The sequence below is a fragment of the Pseudomonas sp. KK18 genome (assembly GCF_037094675.1).
Taxonomy (GTDB): Bacteria; Pseudomonadota; Gammaproteobacteria; order Pseudomonadales; family Pseudomonadaceae; genus Aquipseudomonas.
Window position 1 is genome coordinate 3,294,321 of sequence record NZ_CP146605.1, and the last position, 15,917, is coordinate 3,310,237.

Annotated in this window: 11 protein-coding genes; all 11 read right to left on the minus strand. The window is 64.0% G+C overall.

The annotated features are described in order from the left end of the window. Positions 1–104: 104 nt before the first annotated feature. The gene (locus V6607_RS15035; protein WP_134326427.1) at positions 105–2,690 is read right to left on the minus strand and encodes an autotransporter outer membrane beta-barrel domain-containing protein; all 2,586 of its coding nucleotides are present in this window, start codon (positions 2,688–2,690) and stop codon (positions 105–107) included. 95 nt (positions 2,691–2,785) lie between these two features. Continuing rightward, positions 2,786–3,547: a PIG-L family deacetylase gene (locus V6607_RS15040; protein ID WP_003207524.1), complete on the minus strand. Its 762-nt coding sequence runs from the start codon at positions 3,545–3,547 to the stop codon at positions 2,786–2,788. A 187-nt stretch (positions 3,548–3,734) separates the two neighbouring features. After that, on the minus strand, positions 3,735–4,394 hold the full coding sequence (locus tag V6607_RS15045) for a glycosyltransferase (RefSeq protein ID WP_003207526.1): 660 nt from the start codon (positions 4,392–4,394) through the stop codon (positions 3,735–3,737). After that, entirely contained in the window at positions 4,391–4,990 is a 600-nt protein-coding gene (locus tag V6607_RS15050) for an SAM-dependent methyltransferase (RefSeq protein WP_003207530.1), read from the minus strand. Before V6607_RS15050 ends, V6607_RS15045 begins: the two co-directional genes overlap by 4 nt. Continuing rightward, the gene (locus V6607_RS15055; protein WP_134326428.1) at positions 4,987–5,745 is read right to left on the minus strand and encodes a PIG-L family deacetylase; all 759 of its coding nucleotides are present in this window, start codon (positions 5,743–5,745) and stop codon (positions 4,987–4,989) included. Before V6607_RS15055 ends, V6607_RS15050 begins: the two co-directional genes overlap by 4 nt. Beyond that, on the minus strand, positions 5,742–6,740 hold the full coding sequence (locus tag V6607_RS15060) for an acyl-CoA dehydrogenase family protein (RefSeq protein ID WP_134326429.1): 999 nt from the start codon (positions 6,738–6,740) through the stop codon (positions 5,742–5,744). The genes V6607_RS15055 and V6607_RS15060 overlap by 4 nt, the downstream gene beginning before the upstream one ends. A 1-nt stretch (position 6,741) precedes the next feature. Continuing rightward, entirely contained in the window at positions 6,742–8,901 is a 2,160-nt protein-coding gene (gene glgX / locus V6607_RS15065; RefSeq protein WP_003207536.1) for a glycogen debranching protein GlgX, read from the minus strand. Positions 8,902–9,024: 123 nt separating this feature from the next. Beyond that, on the minus strand, positions 9,025–9,291 hold the full coding sequence (locus tag V6607_RS15070) for a DUF2934 domain-containing protein (protein WP_003207537.1): 267 nt from the start codon (positions 9,289–9,291) through the stop codon (positions 9,025–9,027). Positions 9,292–9,314: 23 nt separating this feature from the next. Further along, positions 9,315–12,071: a malto-oligosyltrehalose synthase gene (locus V6607_RS15075; protein ID WP_134326430.1), complete on the minus strand. Its 2,757-nt coding sequence runs from the start codon at positions 12,069–12,071 to the stop codon at positions 9,315–9,317. Further along, positions 12,068–14,152 carry a 4-alpha-glucanotransferase gene (malQ, locus tag V6607_RS15080; RefSeq protein ID WP_134326431.1) on the minus strand — a complete coding sequence of 695 codons (2,085 nt, stop codon included), beginning with the start codon at positions 14,150–14,152 and terminating at the stop codon, positions 12,068–12,070. The genes V6607_RS15075 and malQ overlap by 4 nt, the downstream gene beginning before the upstream one ends. Then, positions 14,149–15,900: a malto-oligosyltrehalose trehalohydrolase gene (gene treZ, locus V6607_RS15085; RefSeq protein WP_338743961.1), complete on the minus strand. Its 1,752-nt coding sequence runs from the start codon at positions 15,898–15,900 to the stop codon at positions 14,149–14,151. Before treZ ends, malQ begins: the two co-directional genes overlap by 4 nt. Between the last annotated feature and the right edge of the window lie 17 nt (positions 15,901–15,917).

The following is a 15,917-nucleotide window of genomic DNA, read 5'->3' on the forward strand; positions in this document are numbered from 1 at the left end:
GGGAGCGGGCTTGCTCGCGAATGCGCAGTACCAGTGCCAGATTTTTTGGCTGACACACTGCATTCGCGAGCAAGCCCGCTCCCACAGTGGGGATGTGTTGTGGCTTAGAAGTCGACCCTTATGCCAATCGTGCCTTTTCGCCCATTCAGCTGATTACTGTCCAGATTGCTGTTGTACCCCACCTCGCCATACACACTGACCGTACTCGATACCTGCAGCGTTGCCCCGGTGCTGACGTCCAGCGTGGTGGATTTCTGTTCGGTGTTGATGTCCGTGCTGTCATTGAACGTGACGGTGTTATTCCCGGCGCTGGCGTGCCACACGTTGGTACGCACATAAGGCAGCAGGGGCATGCCGCTCACGCTGTAGCTGCCCTTGAGGCGGACACCGAGACGGGTGACGACGTTAGTGTCGGCGCGGAATGAGACATCCGAGATTCCGTCATTCTGGCTGTCCACATAGCTTCGATCGACAATCACCTGGGCCTGCGGCTCGACCTCCCACTGTTCAGACACCGCAAACGGCATTCCCACCTCCACAGACCCCAGCACGTTGTGGCCCTTGGTTGGGAGTTTGACGCCCCGGTCGGATTCACTGTGGCCATCGAACCGCGTGCCCATCAGCACGACATCGATATAGGCGCGGTTGGCGCCGATTAGCGTCCAATACGCGCCCAGGCTGTCACCGCGCAGGGTGGTGTTGCCGGCGTCCTTGCCCTGAAAACCGCCATTGAAACCCGCCACATTGCCGGTCAGGCGGCTGTGGCCGACAAAGAAGCCGAAGCGTTGGGTCAGGCCAGCGTCGTTGGTCCAGGCATACAGGTCAGTGCCAACCTGGAAACCGGACAGGGAGCTGTCCAGCGACGGGCTGACGGTGCCGGCGAATGATTGCCGCGTGCTGCTGCCATACACCCGGCCCCAACCGGCCGCTAGTGCACCAGGTTGGCGTTGCAGGCTTTGGTCGCCCATGCGTTCGTGGTAGGTGCCCAGCATGCCCTGGACCATCTGCTGCACGGCGGGAAACAACACGGCATACACCGGGACTTCCGGGCGATAGATGGGTATGGGTTCTTCTCCCGGGAAAATCCCCGGGAGGTCCGGCGTGCCATCGGCGGGGACGGGGGGGAGAATGCCCACTGGGTCGTCAGGATCCTCAGGGTTGGGCAGCGGCGGCGCCACCACCGAGGACCGCAGGAACCAGTTTTGCCCGGTGCCCGGCGTTACGCCTCCTTTGAACAGGTAGTACTCATAGGCGCCTGCGGAAACGGATCCACCGCGCAGGGTAAACGCCAGGTCGCTGCTCGTGGCACCGTTAAGCGCTTCAACCACCTGGATGCCGTTCTGCAGCGTCATGGCGCCGGGGCCGGCAAGGTTGGTGACGGTGATGGTAGTGCCGCCTTGCAGCGTGCCCTGGCTGACTACCAGCTTGTCACTGGCCGAGCCGTCGGCGCCGAGTACCGATTGCAGCGCGAGTTCGCCACCATTGCCGGTGTAGTTGCCGTTGACGGTCAGGCTGTCGGTGGCGCTGGAACTGCCGGTGGTCATGTCGATCAGGCCGCCGTTGTTCAGGTTGGCTGGTTGCCCGGCCGTGAAGGGGCTGATGCTGCCCTGTGTTACCTGCAGGGCGGCACTGCCAAAAATATTCAGGGTACCGGTGGCTGTAGCGCTGTCACCGAGCTTGAAGTCGCCGCCCAGGGTCAGGCGCGAATTGTTGTCCAGGTTGACGGTTTCCCAGTTGACATAGCGGGTTGGCGTGGCGGATCGGGTGTTGTCGAATGTCAGGGTGTCGTTACCCAAACCACCGTCCAGAAGTGGTGTGGAGGCCAGGGTGGTTTCGGTCAGGTTGAGCAGGAAACCCCTGTCAGCGCCATCACCCATGAGGATTTCCTTATGGATCAGACCGCCGCCTTCCCAAGTGAACTCATCGTTGCCAAAGCTGGCGAGGATCTGCCCACTTATTTCCCCTCCGCTGACGTTGATGATGTCGTCGCCGCCGCTGACGCTGATGTTGCCACCAACCGTTCCTCCGGAAACCAGGATGGTGTCGTTTCCGAAGCCAGTAACGAGGTTGCCGATGATCGCTCCACCCCGCAGGTCAAACAGGTTGTTGTCGAGCTTCATGTCGACCCGCCCGATGCTGCCACCGGTCATCAGCGCTACATCTCCATCTTCAAAAGCACCGACAATCCTGCCACTGCTCATGGTGAACTCGTCACGGCCGTCGCCCTGAGCCAGTGAGGCGACGGTGCCACCGCTCTGGAAGTACTGGTCTACCCCGTCACCCTGGGAGATTGCACCGGAGCTGCCGCCGCTGATTTGCGCAATATCACCGCCCGCGCCTTGCGTCACCGTGCCGGAGATATTGCCATTGAACAGCTGGAAAATATTTCTTCCGTCACCTTGATTGATCGCACCGTTGATCGCGCCGGAATCCATCGTGACCCGATCATCTCCCGCTCCATAAGTCACGTTGCCGACGATGATGCCGGTGCCGCCGACGGGGAACTCAAGGATGTTGCTTCCTTGTAAATCCGTCAGCGCGCCAGCACTGCCATCGCTGCACAGGGTGGTGTCGTTGCCTGCGGTTATGACCAGCGTACAGGCGGCGTGCGCGGGGAGGGGCCAATTGAGCAACAGCGTCGTCACGCTGCAGACGCTCAGATACGTCACTGATGAAAACCGCGTGCTCATGATTCGCCCTCCCTGCAAGCCGGTGTTCCAAGCTAGCCACACAGAAAGAGCGTTCGCTACTGTCAGAAGTTACAGGTATAGACGAGTGGGTGCGCCTACAAAAATACAATCTCATAGGGCTCGCGCATGCGCTCCAGCAGCACCTGCGCCAGGATCGGCGCCAGGCCGATTTCCGGGTCGCCTGCCAGTTGGCTGGCATAGGCGTGGGCGGCGTGCAGCTTGCGGGCGACGCTCCAGGTGTCGAGCCGCACCTTGCGCGCGCGCTGCCAGGGGATGGCGGCGGTTTCCCGAAGCGGCCAGTGCCACGCCCAGATCGGCAGTTCGTGCAAGCGCACGCCCTTGACTGCGCAGGCTTTGGCAGCGGCACGGCCGACGGCGTCGTGGTCGTCATTGCCGTCGTTGCGCCAGGTGGTGAACACCACGTCGCCGGGTTGCAGGTAGCGCGCAATGAACTGGCTCATTTGCTGTTCCCGCGCGGCCAGGGCGTTGTCGGCGAAACCGCCGCGGATCCATTTCAGGCTGTGCAGGGGCACGCCCAGGCGGCGCAGGGCTTCGACACTTTCCTGGGGCCGCACCACGCTCAAGCGTTTGGCCGGCCACACGGCAGACCCCGGATGGCTGGCGCTGCCGTCGGTGATGGAGATCAGTTGCAGGGAGTATTCAAGGGTGCTGAGCAATTGCAGCAGACCGCCGCAGGCGATCACTTCATCGCCGGGATGCGGGGCGATGATCACCACGCGGGCGCCCTTGGGCACCAGGGTTGCGGGGTTGATGGCAGGGATTTGCGCGAGTTGCGGGGCGCTGTTCCAGATTTGCGCGGGGCCCCGGCGGTTGTCACTTAACAGTGCAGGCTTCATGGGTGTCACGTCCTTGTTTATCGGTGGTGCAGGCCGTACCCCGTTGACGGGACGGCTCTTGTGGTACGCGAGCGTCAGGTACTGCACGCTCGCGGCGCGACGGCGTTCCAACCCTGGATTGCCGTGCAAGGAATAGTGATGATAGTTATGAATCGCCGCTTTAACACCGCCGGGTGTCGCAATTTTTTCAGGAGGCCTGCATCAGGCTCTTCAGGTAATCACCGAAGCCGCCCTGGGCGCGACAATCCAGGCGGGCACTGGTAATCACCTGGGGCGAGTGGCTCCAGGCAATGGAAGCCCCGCAGCGCTCCAACTGGCGCACCAGCTCCACGTCTTCATGGCAGGGCAGGGGCTCGAAACCGCCGGCCCGCACGTAGGCGCCGGCACTGACGCCCAGGTTGGCGCCGTGGATATGCCGATGCCCGTCCCGGGCGGTGTAGGCCTGGTGATAACGGATCTGCGCCGCCGGGTCGAAGCCCTCGCTCCAGGCGTCCACCGTCACCGTGCCGCACACCGCATCCACGCCCAGGGCCAGTTGCGCCACCAGCCAATCGGGAGCGACGCGGCTGTCGGCGTCGGTGCAGGAAATCCAGCGCGCGCCGTTGTTAAGCAGGTGCCGCGCACCCACACCGCGCACGTGGCCCACGTTTCGCGCCTGCACTTCCAGGCTGTGCACCTGGTATTCGCGGGCGATCATGGCGCTGCGGTCGCTGCAGCTGTCGAGCACTGTCAGAATCTGCACCTCTTCACCCAGCAGGCCCGGATGACTGGCGGCGACCATCGCAGCTTTCAGGCATTCGGGCAGCAGTTTTTCTTCGTTATGCACGGGTATCAGGATGCCGATCATCGCAGTCCCTCCAGGGTCGCAACCGTGGTGCCGTCGCGGCTCCACAAATCCAGTAGAAAATCGCTTTCGTGATGCTGCGCCAGATGTGGCATGCCCAGGCGCTGGCCGAGGCGCGCATGCACCTGTTCGGCGGTCTGCGGGCAGCCTTCGATGATCGGGCGCCAGTGGCAGGCGAGGATTTGTCCATCAGGCGTCAGGGAGGCGAGGGCGCGATCGATCAGCCCATCGAAATCCTTCGGGTCCAGGTAGTAGCAAAGCTCGCTGAGCACGATCAGCTCGAAGGTTTCGCTGGGCCATTGCTGCGGCAGGCGGCTCTGCTGCACGGTGGCATGGCTGAAACCCCGCAGCCGCGCCTGTGCCAGGCTGACCGCCGCTAGCGCCGTGTCACAGCAGAGCAGGCGGTCACAGCGCGGGGCCAGCTCGAAGCTCAGCTCGCCGTTGGCGCAGCCGGGTTCAAAGATCGAGGCATAGCGCGGCCGGGTCAGCAGCGCCAGGGTCAGGGCCCGCTTGCGCTGTTCATACCAGCGTTGCCGAAAGGCCCAAGGGTCGTCGTTGCCGGCAAACAGCTCGTCGAAATAGGGCGTGGCGACACTCATACGAACACCACTTCAAAAGGTTGCAGCAGGCGCTCCAGCACATAGGGCGCGAGCACCGGCGGCAGGCCGATCTGCGGGTCGCCTTCCAACTGGCTGGCGAAGGCATGGATGGCGTGCCGTTTACGGGCCACGGCTTCAGGTGTCAGGAGAATTTTACGAGCGCGATCCCAGGGCACCTGGCTGTCTTCCGGGGTTGCCCAATGCCAGGTCCAAACGGGCAACTCCAGCAGGGTTGCGCCCACCGCCCGGGTCGCCTTGGCACTGGCACGGCCCACAGCCTCGTGGTCGCAATGGCCGTCTTCGCGCCAGGTGGTGAAGACCACGTCGCCGGGCTTGAGGTAACGCTCGATGAAGCGGCTCAGGTCTTCTTCACCTGCGGCGACCTGGCTGTCGCTGAACCCGGCCCGCAACCATTTCAGGCTGTGCAACGGCAATCCCAGCCGGTGCAGGGCCTGCGCCGACTCTTGCGGCCGCACCACGCTCAGGCGTTCCACCGGCCAGCGGCGGGAGCCGGGGTGACTGGCGCTGCCGTCGGTGACGGAGATCAGCAGGATAGGGCGATCCAGCGCGGCAAGGCCTTGCAACAGGCCGCCGCAGCCCAGGACTTCGTCATCCGGGTGTGGCGCGATGATCACGGCGCGGCTGCCTTCAGGCACCAGTTCGGCAATGTCTACGCAAGGCAGCTCGGCCAGTCGCGACGAGCCTTGCCACACATGCAAGGGCGTGCCCTGGCCGACGATTGGATTGATCTTCATAGTTCCCATCTCCCTGGGCGCTCATCGGCGACTTGTTGACCAAGGGCGGCCAGGTCGCGCTCGGCATGACTTTGCCGCAGGTACACCGGCAAGTCGGCCATCAACTGGGCAAAATGCGGGTCCTTGCAATACGGCCCGGCGCCCAGTGCTCGGCCGACATGGTGAATCACCTGGTCGACGGTTTCTTCGATACAGGCCCGTGCCTGTTGTGCCAACAGCCGGGCATCTGCCTTGGGCTGCCGGTCGATATGGGTGGCGCTGTCGCGTAGCACACAGGCCGCGCTGTGCAAGGCACTGTCGACGCTGCCAAGGTGCGCCAGGGCGTGGGGCTCCGGGCGTTTTGCGCACTGCTCGCGCAAGGCCTCCGCCAGGCGTTGTGCCGCGCCGTACCAGCAGGCGGCGATGCCGATGCCGCCTTGCCAGAAGCCCGGGCGCGCCAAATAGTCCCCAGGCTTGCCGATGGCCAGGCCAACGGCGTCCTGGAAAAGCACTTCAACACTGCCGGTAGCGGCCATGCCCACGGCGGCCCAGCCCTCATCGGTGACGGTTACGCCGGGCTGGTGCATTTGCACTGCAACCAGTTGCTGGCGATCCTCTTCATCCCACGCCGTGAGCAACCCGTGGCTGACCACCGCCGCGCCCGAGCACCAGGCCTTGCGGCCCTCCAGCCGCACACGTTGGCCGTCACGCCGGATCCGCACCTTGGCGGTGGGCGGCTCGGCCGCCCACATGCCCCACGTGCTGCCAACCGGCGGCAAGGGGCTGTCGAGTTCAGCGATGATCGCCAGGGCGTCCGTGTGGCCCTCGAACAACTTGCACAACCGCAGGTCATGGCCGGCGACTTGCGCCAGCCGGCTGAAGCGTTCCAACGTTTGTCCGCTGCCCGGCAAGGGCAACTGGTCCAGGCCTTCCTCCACCAAAGCCCTCAGCGCAGCGCCAAGGGCCTGGGTGTCCGGGTAATCCCGGTAGCCGCGAAGAAACTCATGCAAGGCCATGTCACACCTCGTCCTCATGCTGCAATTCAAACAGCAGCAGCGAACGCCCGGTGACCGCGTATTCGTGATCGAAATCGAAGCGTTCCTGGCCACGCACTGCCGGCTGGTTGGTGTCGAGCATGCAGGTCCAGAAGCCGCCATCCGGCACCGGTGGCAGGCGGAAATTGACCATGTCGTGGTGGGCATTGACCACCAGCAACAACGTGGCATCGGCCCCCGGGCGGCGAATCCCGGTTTCCTGGGCGCGGCCATCCATCAGCATGCCCAGGCAACGGCCATGGCTGTCCTGCCATTGCTCGATGGTCATTTCATCGCCGCTCGGCGCGAGCCAGGTGACGTCCTTGACCCCGATATCTTCGTTGTAGTCGCCCACCAGGAAGCGCCCGCGACGCAGGATCGGGTACGCCAGGCGCAACTTGATCAGGCGCTTGACGAACTTGAGCAGGGCCTTGCCGTCTTCATCCAGTTCCCAATTGATCCAGCCGATCTCGCTGTCCTGGCAGTAGGCGTTGTTGTTGCCGTGCTGGGTCCGGGCGAACTCGTCACCGGCTACCAGCATTGGCGTGCCCTGGGCCAGCAGCAGGGTGGCGAAGAAATTGCGCATCTGGCGCAGGCGCAGCGCGTTGATTTCCGGGTCGTCGGTAGGGCCTTCGACACCGTGGTTCCACGACAGGTTGTTGTTGCTGCCATCCTGGTTGTTCTCGTCGTTGGCTTCGTTGTGTTTGTCGTTGTAGGACACCAGGTCGTGCAGGGTGAAACCGTCGTGGGCGGTGATGAAGTTCACCGAGCTGTACGGCCGGCGGCCGCGCTGGTTGAACATCTCGCCCGAGGCGGTCATGCGTCCGGCGAAGTCGGCCAGTTGGCCGTCGTCACCTTTCCAGAACGAGCGCACGGTGTCGCGGAAACGGTCGTTCCATTCCACCCAGCCCGGCGGGAAACCGCCGACCTGATAGCCGCCGGGTCCACAGTCCCAAGGCTCGGCAATCATTTTCACCTGGCGCAGCACCGGGTCCTGGCGGCAGGCCACGAGGAAACTGTGGCGCTCGTCGAAACCGTCGCGGTAGCGGCCAAGGATGGTTGCCAGGTCGAAGCGGAAACCGTCGACGTGCATCTCGGTCGCCCAGTAGCGCAACGAGTCGGTGACCATTTGCAGCACGCACGGGTGGCTCAGGTCGAGGGTGTTGCCGGTGCCGGAATCGTTGATGTAGAAGCGCTTGTCATCGGGCATCAGGCGGTAGTACGAGGCGTTGTCGATGCCGCGCATGGACAGCGTCGGGCCTTGCTCGTTGCCTTCGGCGGTGTGGTTGTAGACCACGTCCAGGATCACTTCCAGCTTGGCTTCGTGCAGGTGCGCGACCATTTCCTTGAACTCGGCGATCTTGCCGCTGGCCAGGTAGCGCGGGTCCGGGGCGAAGAAGGCGATGCTGTTGTAGCCCCAGTAGTTGGTCATGCCTTTTTGCAGCAGGTGCTGGTCGTTGACGAAGGCGTGCACCGGCAGCAACTCGACCGATGACACACCCAACTGGCGAATGTGCTTGAGCACATCGTCGACCATCAGCCCGGCGCAGGTGCCGCGCACTTCCTCAGGCACCGAAGGGTGGCGCATGGTGATGCCGCGCAGGTGGGTTTCATAAATGATCGTGCGATCCCACGGCGTGCGCACTGGCTGGTCGTTGCCCCAGGTGTGGGCCGGGTCGATGACTTTGCACTTGGGCACGAAGGGCGCGCTGTCGCGCTCGTCGAAACTGAGGTCGGCGTCCGGATGGCCGATGGTGTAGCCAAACAGGGCCTCGGACCATTTGAGCTCGCCCACCAGCTGTTTGGCGTAGGGGTCGATCAGCAATTTGTTGTGATTGAAGCGATGACCGTTGGCCGGGTCATAGGGACCGTACACGCGGTAGCCGTAGATCAGCCCGGGGTGGGCGTCGGGCAGGTAGCCGTGGAAGGTTTCGTCGGTGTATTCCGGCAGTTCGATGCGCTCCAGCTCGACTTCGCCGCTGTCGTCGAAGATGCACAGTTCGACTTTGGTGGCGTTGGCCGAGAACAGCGCAAAGTTGACCCCCAGACCGTCCCAGGTCGCGCCGAGAGGGAAGGGCAAACCTTCACGAATCCGCGACGGCTCGTTTTCCGGCGTCGAGTTGGGCTTGTTGGGTTTGCTCATTGAGATGCTCCTGCAAAAGGGTTTTTCCGGGCCGAACGGGGCCATTCCGGCGTGATGCCGGGTAGATATCGGTAGTTGGATAGCCTCCTGCGGTGCGGGCGCACCTGCAGGAGGATCTTTGGGTCAGGGGGCCTTGGGCTTCTTCGCAGCAGGCTTCTTCGCCGCCGGCACTGCGCTCGGCTTGGCTGCCGGTTTCGGCGCTGCCGCTGCGGGCTTGGCTTTTGGCTTGGCCTTGGCGGCGGCCTTCGGTGCCTTGGATGGCGTCAGCGCTTCGGCTTCCGCCAGTTTGCGCGCCATTTCCCAGTGTCGTGCGTCCTCGCCATGGGGTTTACCTTCAGATTCCCAGATCTGATGTGCCAGTTCGCGGATGCGTTTGTCTTCAGTACTCATCGCAATGCTCCTCACAGAAAATTTCAGCTTTCTTGATCATCAGGATTGATAAAGACATTGACCGGGAAATCCCCCAGGGCAGCGCTGATCATGAGCTCCTTGTTTGGTGTGACTGCGCCTGTTCGGAAAAGTCCCTTCCAATTTTGTGTTGGAGCGGCGAACGGTAATCGGACCCGGGTATCGCCCCAAATCTGCGCGTTGATCAGGGGATACACACCGTTTTCAAGCAGCCGGTGAGGCCAGCGTGGCACCACCACCAGCAGCTGTTTGCCCTGGTATTCGCGGTAGAAAGCGACCACCCGCTCGGCGTGTTCGCCCACCACTTCCAGAGGCTCGTACGTGCCCTGGCGAAACAGTTGCGGATGCGCCTTGCGCAACCCCAGGACCAGGCTGATCAACGCCTGTTTTATACGCCCGTCATGCCAGTTGAACATCAGCTCGCCGATGTCCGGCGGCGTGTGCAGCCCCTGTTGCCGTGCGGGGTAGTCCACCGGGCGGCGGTTGTCGGGGTCTACCAATGTGAAGTCCCAGAACTCATCGCCCTGGTACAGGTCCGGCACGCCCGGCACGGTGAGGCGAAGCAAGGATTGCGCCAGCCCGTTGAGCGCGCCGGCCGGGGCGATGGCCTGGGCGGCCTCGCCGATGGCATCGCGCAGGGTCTTGCCGGCGTCCTCCAGCAGCAGCCGTGACAGGAACGCTTCGACACCTTGCTCGTACAACTCGTTGGGGGCGCTCCAGCTGCTGTTGAGCTTGGCTTCACGCAGGGCTTTTTGCTGCCACTGCCACAGGCGCTGGTGATAGTCCGCCAGGCCCTCGGTATCGTCGCGGTGCAGGTCCAGCGGCCAACTGCCCAGCAGCACCTGATAGAGGATCAGTTCGTCACCCGCGGACGGCGTGTTGGCATCGCTGCGCAGGCGGGCGGCGAGGGGGCGCCATTGCTCCACCTGCTCGGCATACCAGTCGGCGGCCTCGCTGAGCACCGCCAGGCGCGCACGGGTATCTTCGCCGCGCTTGTGGTCGTGGGTGGCGGTGGCCAGCAGGTTGTCGGGGAAGGTGCGCAGTCGTTGCTGGTTGACCGCGTGGAAGTCTTCCAGCGGGGCGCTGAATTGTTCGGTGCTGAAACCCACGTCATTGCGCGACAACAACACACCCGAGCGGTAGAACGCAGTGTCTTCCACGGCCTTGGCCGCCGCCGGCGAGGTCAGTTGCTGGAAGCGTACGCAGGCGTGCTTGAGCATCTTGCGTTTGCGGCCCAGGGGGCGGTCGCGCCAGGGTTGGCCGCCGAGCCATTTTTCCAGGTAGTCGAGCACCGGCCAGTCGCCTTCGCTCAAGGTGCTGCGGGCACCGGCCAGGGCTTGCAGGAAAAACACGTCATCCAGTTCGCTGCGGCCCCGGGCGCTGATGTAGGTGCGGTACACCGGGAAATGCACGATCAGTTCCTGCAACGCGCGGCGAATTGCACCCAGGGTCAGGTCGCGGCTCATCACATCGTCCCGGGCCACTTGCAGCAGGGCCTGGGCCACACTTTCAAAATCCCCGGCCAGGGAACCGTTGAGGATCTGCTGCCGGGCCAGCCAGGCTTCTTCGATAAATGAAGACGGGCGTTCGGTGTGGCGGGTCCATAACTCGGCCAGGGGTTCGAAGCCCTTCGGGTCATGTTGCAGCAATGACAGCTGGTTCATGAATTCGTAGCCGGTGGTGCCGTCCACGCGCCAGTCTTCACGCAAGGTTTCGCCTTCGCCGAGGATCTTCTCGACGAAGATCGGCAAGTGCCGCCCACTCGCCAGCGAGTCCACCCGGCGGCGCAGCTTGCGGCAGTAACCGCGTGGGTCGGCGAGGCCGTCGATGTGGTCGATGCGCAGGCCGTCGATCAGGCCTTCGCTGATCAGCTGGAAGATCTTGCCGTGGGTCGCTTCGAACACCGCGCTGCGTTCGACCCGCAGGCCACCCAGCTCGTTGACGTCGAAGAACCGCCGCCAGTTGATATCGTCCGCCGCCGTGCGCCAGCTGGCCAGGCGATAGCTTTGTTGCTCCAGCAGGTGGTGCAGGCGGGCGAAACCTTCGGGCTGGCGGGCGTCGTAGAGGTCGAGGTTCGCTTCGATGGCCTTCAGGGTTTCGGGGTCGCGGGCGGCCTCGATCAGTTCCTGTTTCAGCGCGGCGGCCTGGGGATAGGCGTCCGGCTGGTAGGCCAGGCTGCTGAAGCGATCGGCCAGTGACTTGACGGGCACCAGCTCGCCATATTCCCGCGGGCAGATCGGGAAGCGATGTTCGTAATGCTCGACGTAGAAGCTGCCGTGCTGCGGGTCGAAGCGCAGCGGCAGGGCACCCGATTGCAGGGCTTCGCCGTAGTCGCTGCCAAGGAACGGCATCAGCAGTTGGCCCTTGAGCAGCGGGTCTGGCGAGTGCCATTGAATGTCGAAGAATTCGCTATAGGGACTCAGGCGACCCCATTCCAGCAAGTCCAGCCACCACAGATTATCGGCACCGCCGACGGCCATGTGGTTGGACACGATATCGAGGATCAGCCCCATGTCATGTTCGCGCAACGCCGCAACCAATCGCCGCAGCGCCGGTTCGCCGCCCAGCTCGGGATTGACGGTGGTGGGATCGACCACGTCATAGCCGTGCATCGAACCGGCGCGGGCGCTCAGCAATGGCGAGGCGTAGAGGTGGCTGATGCCCAGTTCGGCGAAGTACGGCACCAGCGGCACGGCGTCGTCGAGGGTGAAGCCCTTATGAAATTGCAGGCGCTGGGTAGCCCGAAGCGTCAATGCTTTCATCGGTCACGCTCTTGGGCCTGGATGCGCGCCACGGCCAGCAGCTCAAGGCGGCGGGCGGCATTGTCATCATCGAGCAGGGTGGCGGCATCGCCCGGCAGGCGGCGGCGCCAGTTCGGGTGGGTGTCGGTGGTGCCGGGCAGGTTGGATTGTTCCTCGACCCCCAGGGCGTCCTCCAGCGGCAGCAATACCAAGGGTGCGCGGGTGTGGCCCAGGTAGCGCACGCTGGCGTCGATGACGTGGTCGGTTTCGTTGCGCACTTCGTCGATGAAGTTCTGCGGGTCCTGGCTCAAGGCCTGGCGCAGCGCCTGGCGTTCCCGCAGGCGGTGTTCGCTCCATTGCTCGACGGTGGGTGCATCGATCAGGCCCAGCTGGACATTCCAGTCGATATCGCGGCTATGCCACCAACCGTTGAGGGTCGGCAGGTCGTGGGTGCTGGTGGTGGCCAGCGCGTTGTCCGGCCAATCGAGGATCGGCTTGAACTGGCCGTCGTGGTCTTGTTCGAACAGCAGCACGCGCATCCCAAGGATTGAGCGCGCGATGAGTTTTTCCCGCAGGCCGTCGGGTACGGTGCCGAGGTCTTCACCGAGGACGATCGCCTGGTGGCGGCTCGACTCCAGGGCCAACAGCCGCAGCAGGTCATCCACCGGGTAATACAGATAGGCGCCGTCCCGTGGCGAGGCGTCCATCGGGATCACCCACAGGCGTTGCAGGCCCATCACATGGTCGATGCGCAAGCCGCCGGCGTGGGCGAAGTTGGCCCGCAGCATTTCGATAAACGCGCGAAAGCCGTTGCGCTTGAGGCCTTCGGGGGAAAACGCGGAGATACCCCAGCCCTGGCCGGCACGGTTGAGGATGTCAGGTGGCGCACCCACGGTCAGTTCCGCCAACAGTTCATCCTGGCGGCTCCAGGCCTGGCTGCCGCCGCCGTCGGCGCCCACTGCGAGGTCGGCGATCAGGCCGACACCCATGCCGCTGCCACGCGCCGCTTGTTGCGCGCGTTCCAGGCACCGGGCAATCAGCCATTGGCTGAAGGCGTAAAAGCCGATTTCGTCCCGATTGGCTTCGGCAAATTGCACCAGGGCCGGGCTTTGCGGGCTGTGCCAGTCCTCTGGCCAGTGGCGCCAGTCGAGGCTCTCGCCGTTGGCCGCGCGTTCGGCTTGTACGGCTTCGAAGCGGCAGTGGTTTTCCAGGGCTTCACCGCCAGCCTGGCGGAAGCTCAGGAAGTCGGCATGTTGCGGGTGGTCGCCCTGGCGGAAGTCGTCATACAGGGTGCGCAACAGGCGCTGCTTGGCTTTGGCCGCGGCCGGCCAGTCGATCAGGCTTTGTTGCTCAAGGTCATACAATTCGTCGGCCAGCCCGCTGGCTTCGATGGCACTTTGCACGGCACGTTCGCCGAGTATGCAGCCGGGGGACGCGTACAAACTGTTGAGGAACAGGCGGCTGGACGGGGAATAGGGGCTGAAGCGCTCGGTGTCGGCGCTGAACATCGCGTGCATCGGGCTGATGGCCAGGGCGTCGGCGCCGCGTTCGGCGGCGGCGCGGGCCAGTTGTTCCAGGGCCTGGGTATCGCCAAAGCCGCCGTCGCCGCTGCGGCGCAGGGAATACAGCTGGGCGCTCAGGCCCCAGGCGCGGGCGGTCTGGGTGTCGACCGCTTCTGCAACGGTGTAGCAATGCGTCGGTGCCACGGCCAGGGTGAAATGCTGGTCGGCAATATGCACTTGTTGGTAGCCGACCGGAATCGAGCCGGGCAACACCGCGTTATCGTCCAGGCTCAGGTCCAGCACGCTGGAATCTTCGAGGTGAATCTGGCACGGCGTACCGGGGGCGAAGTAGCGCGCCAGGTCCAGGCCGGCGCCGCTGTCGACGGTCATCAGGGGCGGCAGGTGCTTGTCTTGTTGCACGCGTTCGAGGTCCAGCAGGCTGGCTTCGATCTCGGCGTCGCTGTCGGCCGGGTGGCCCAGGCCTTTGAGCACGGCGCGCAGGGCGTCGGGCTTTACATGTTGCGGGCGGCCATTCGCGTCGATCCAATCGACGGCCAGGCCCGCTCGGCTGGCGAGTATTTCCAATTGCGCGTCGCTCAAGGGTGCTCTCCAACAGGGGAATGGGTGAGGCTGACGCGGGCGCTGAGGGGAGCCAATTGTTCGGCCCCGCTGGCCTGCGTCACAAATAGGAGGTGCTCGGCAGCCGGGTAGTTCAGAGAATCGGCGCTCAGGTTGAGGTCGATCTGCAACAGGCTGCCATTGCCCAGGCGCCAGCGCGCCGTGACCGCGCCCTGCGCCAGCACGTGCGCACCCAGGGCCATGCTGCCGGGCAGGTGCGGCACGATATGTTGGTGGCGCAGGCTCAACAGGTGCCGGTAGAGCTGCGAGTCGCCGCAGTCGGCGAGGGCGGGTGCCGAGCGGCGGAAGGTCTGCAGGGAGTTGGGGTCGGGAATGCGTTCGCGGCGTTCGGGGTCGCTGAACGCGGCGAAGTCGGCAAACTCATTGCGCCGGCCTTCACGTACCGCCTCGGCCAGTTCGCCGTGATGGTCGGTGAAGAACAGGAACGGCTCCTCGGCGTTGACTTCATCGCCCATGAACATCAGCGGGATCATCGGCGACATCAGCAGCAAGGTCGTCGCGGCGCTCAGGGCCTGGGGCGAACACAGTTGATGCAGGCGTTCGCCCAGGGCGCGGTTGCCGATCTGGTCGTGGTTCTGCAGGAACAGCACAAAGGCGCTGGGCGGCAGGTGCCCGCTGGGCTCGCCGCGCGTGTGGCCGTGGCGCGTGGTGTGGCCCTGGTAGATAAACCCTTCGCTCAGGCAGCGCGCCAGTTTTCCCGTGGGGTCCTGGGCGAAATCGCTGTAGTAGGCGTCGGTTTCGCCGGTGAGCAGCACGTGCAGGGCGTTGTGGCCGTCATCGTTCCACTGGGCGTCGAAACCGCTTTCCAGCAGGCTGGCCTGGTTGAATTCGTTTTCCAGCACCAGCCACACATGCCGCCCCGTGTCGACTTGCTGGCGTACTTTTTGCGCCAGCTCCTGCAGAAATTCGGGATCGTTGATGGCGTGCACGGCGTCCAGGCGTAGGCCGTCGAAGCGGTATTCCAGCAGCCACATCAGGGCGTTGTCGATGAAGAAATCCCGGACCTCCCGGCGATCAAAGTCGATGCCCGCGCCCCAGGGCGTGTGCACGTCTTCGCGAAAGAAACCCTTGGCGTAGGTGCCGAGGTAGTTGCCGTCGGGGCCGAAGTGGTTGTAGACCACATCGAGGATTACCGCGAGGCCATAGTGGTGCGCACTGTCGATCAGCTGTTTGAGCTGCTCGGGCGAACCATAGGAGGATTGGGGAGCGTAGGGCAGGACACCGTCGTAACCCCAGTTGCGTTCGCCGGGGAACTGCGCGATGGGCATCAGCTCAATGGCGGTGACCCCCAGTTCGGCGAGGCGCGGCAGTTGTTTCTCGACCTCGGCGTAGCCCCCCAGTACGCCCACGTGTATCTCGTAGATCACCGCTTCGTGCCACGGCCGGCCTTGCCAGTGGCTTTGGCGCCACTGATAGGCCAGGGGGTCGACCACCAAGCTGAAGCCGTGAACGTCCGTGGCCTGTGCCCGGGAAGCCGGGTCGGGAACGTCCTGTTCGCCGTCGATGTTGTAGCGGTAGCGGGTGCCCGGCGGGCATTGCAGCTGCACCACAAACCAGCCATCGGCCTGGGGCAGCATCGCTACCGATTTTCCTTCCTCAAATTCAACGCTGACATAAAACGCGTCTGGCGCCCATAACGCGAAGCGGGTGTGTTCCGCATCCAGCATGATCGCGCCGTGGGGCCAGGTTTCCAGAGTCCGTGACGGCATCTATGAAGACCTCTTTT

Coding starts and splice junctions, on each gene's coding strand:
- V6607_RS15035 (WP_134326427.1), bottom strand. CDS start 2,690: ATGAGCACGCGGTTTTCATCAGTGACGTATCTGAGCGTCTGCAGCGTG.
- V6607_RS15040 (WP_003207524.1), bottom strand. CDS start 3,547: ATGAAGCCTGCACTGTTAAGTGACAACCGCCGGGGCCCCGCGCAAATC.
- V6607_RS15045 (WP_003207526.1), bottom strand. CDS start 4,394: ATGATCGGCATCCTGATACCCGTGCATAACGAAGAAAAACTGCTGCCC.
- V6607_RS15050 (WP_003207530.1), bottom strand. CDS start 4,990: ATGAGTGTCGCCACGCCCTATTTCGACGAGCTGTTTGCCGGCAACGAC.
- V6607_RS15055 (WP_134326428.1), bottom strand. CDS start 5,745: ATGAAGATCAATCCAATCGTCGGCCAGGGCACGCCCTTGCATGTGTGG.
- V6607_RS15060 (WP_134326429.1), bottom strand. CDS start 6,740: ATGGCCTTGCATGAGTTTCTTCGCGGCTACCGGGATTACCCGGACACC.
- glgX (WP_003207536.1), bottom strand. CDS start 8,901: ATGAGCAAACCCAACAAGCCCAACTCGACGCCGGAAAACGAGCCGTCG.
- V6607_RS15070 (WP_003207537.1), bottom strand. CDS start 9,291: ATGAGTACTGAAGACAAACGCATCCGCGAACTGGCACATCAGATCTGG.
- V6607_RS15075 (WP_134326430.1), bottom strand. CDS start 12,071: ATGAAAGCATTGACGCTTCGGGCTACCCAGCGCCTGCAATTTCATAAG.
- treZ (WP_338743961.1), bottom strand. CDS start 15,900: ATGCCGTCACGGACTCTGGAAACCTGGCCCCACGGCGCGATCATGCTG.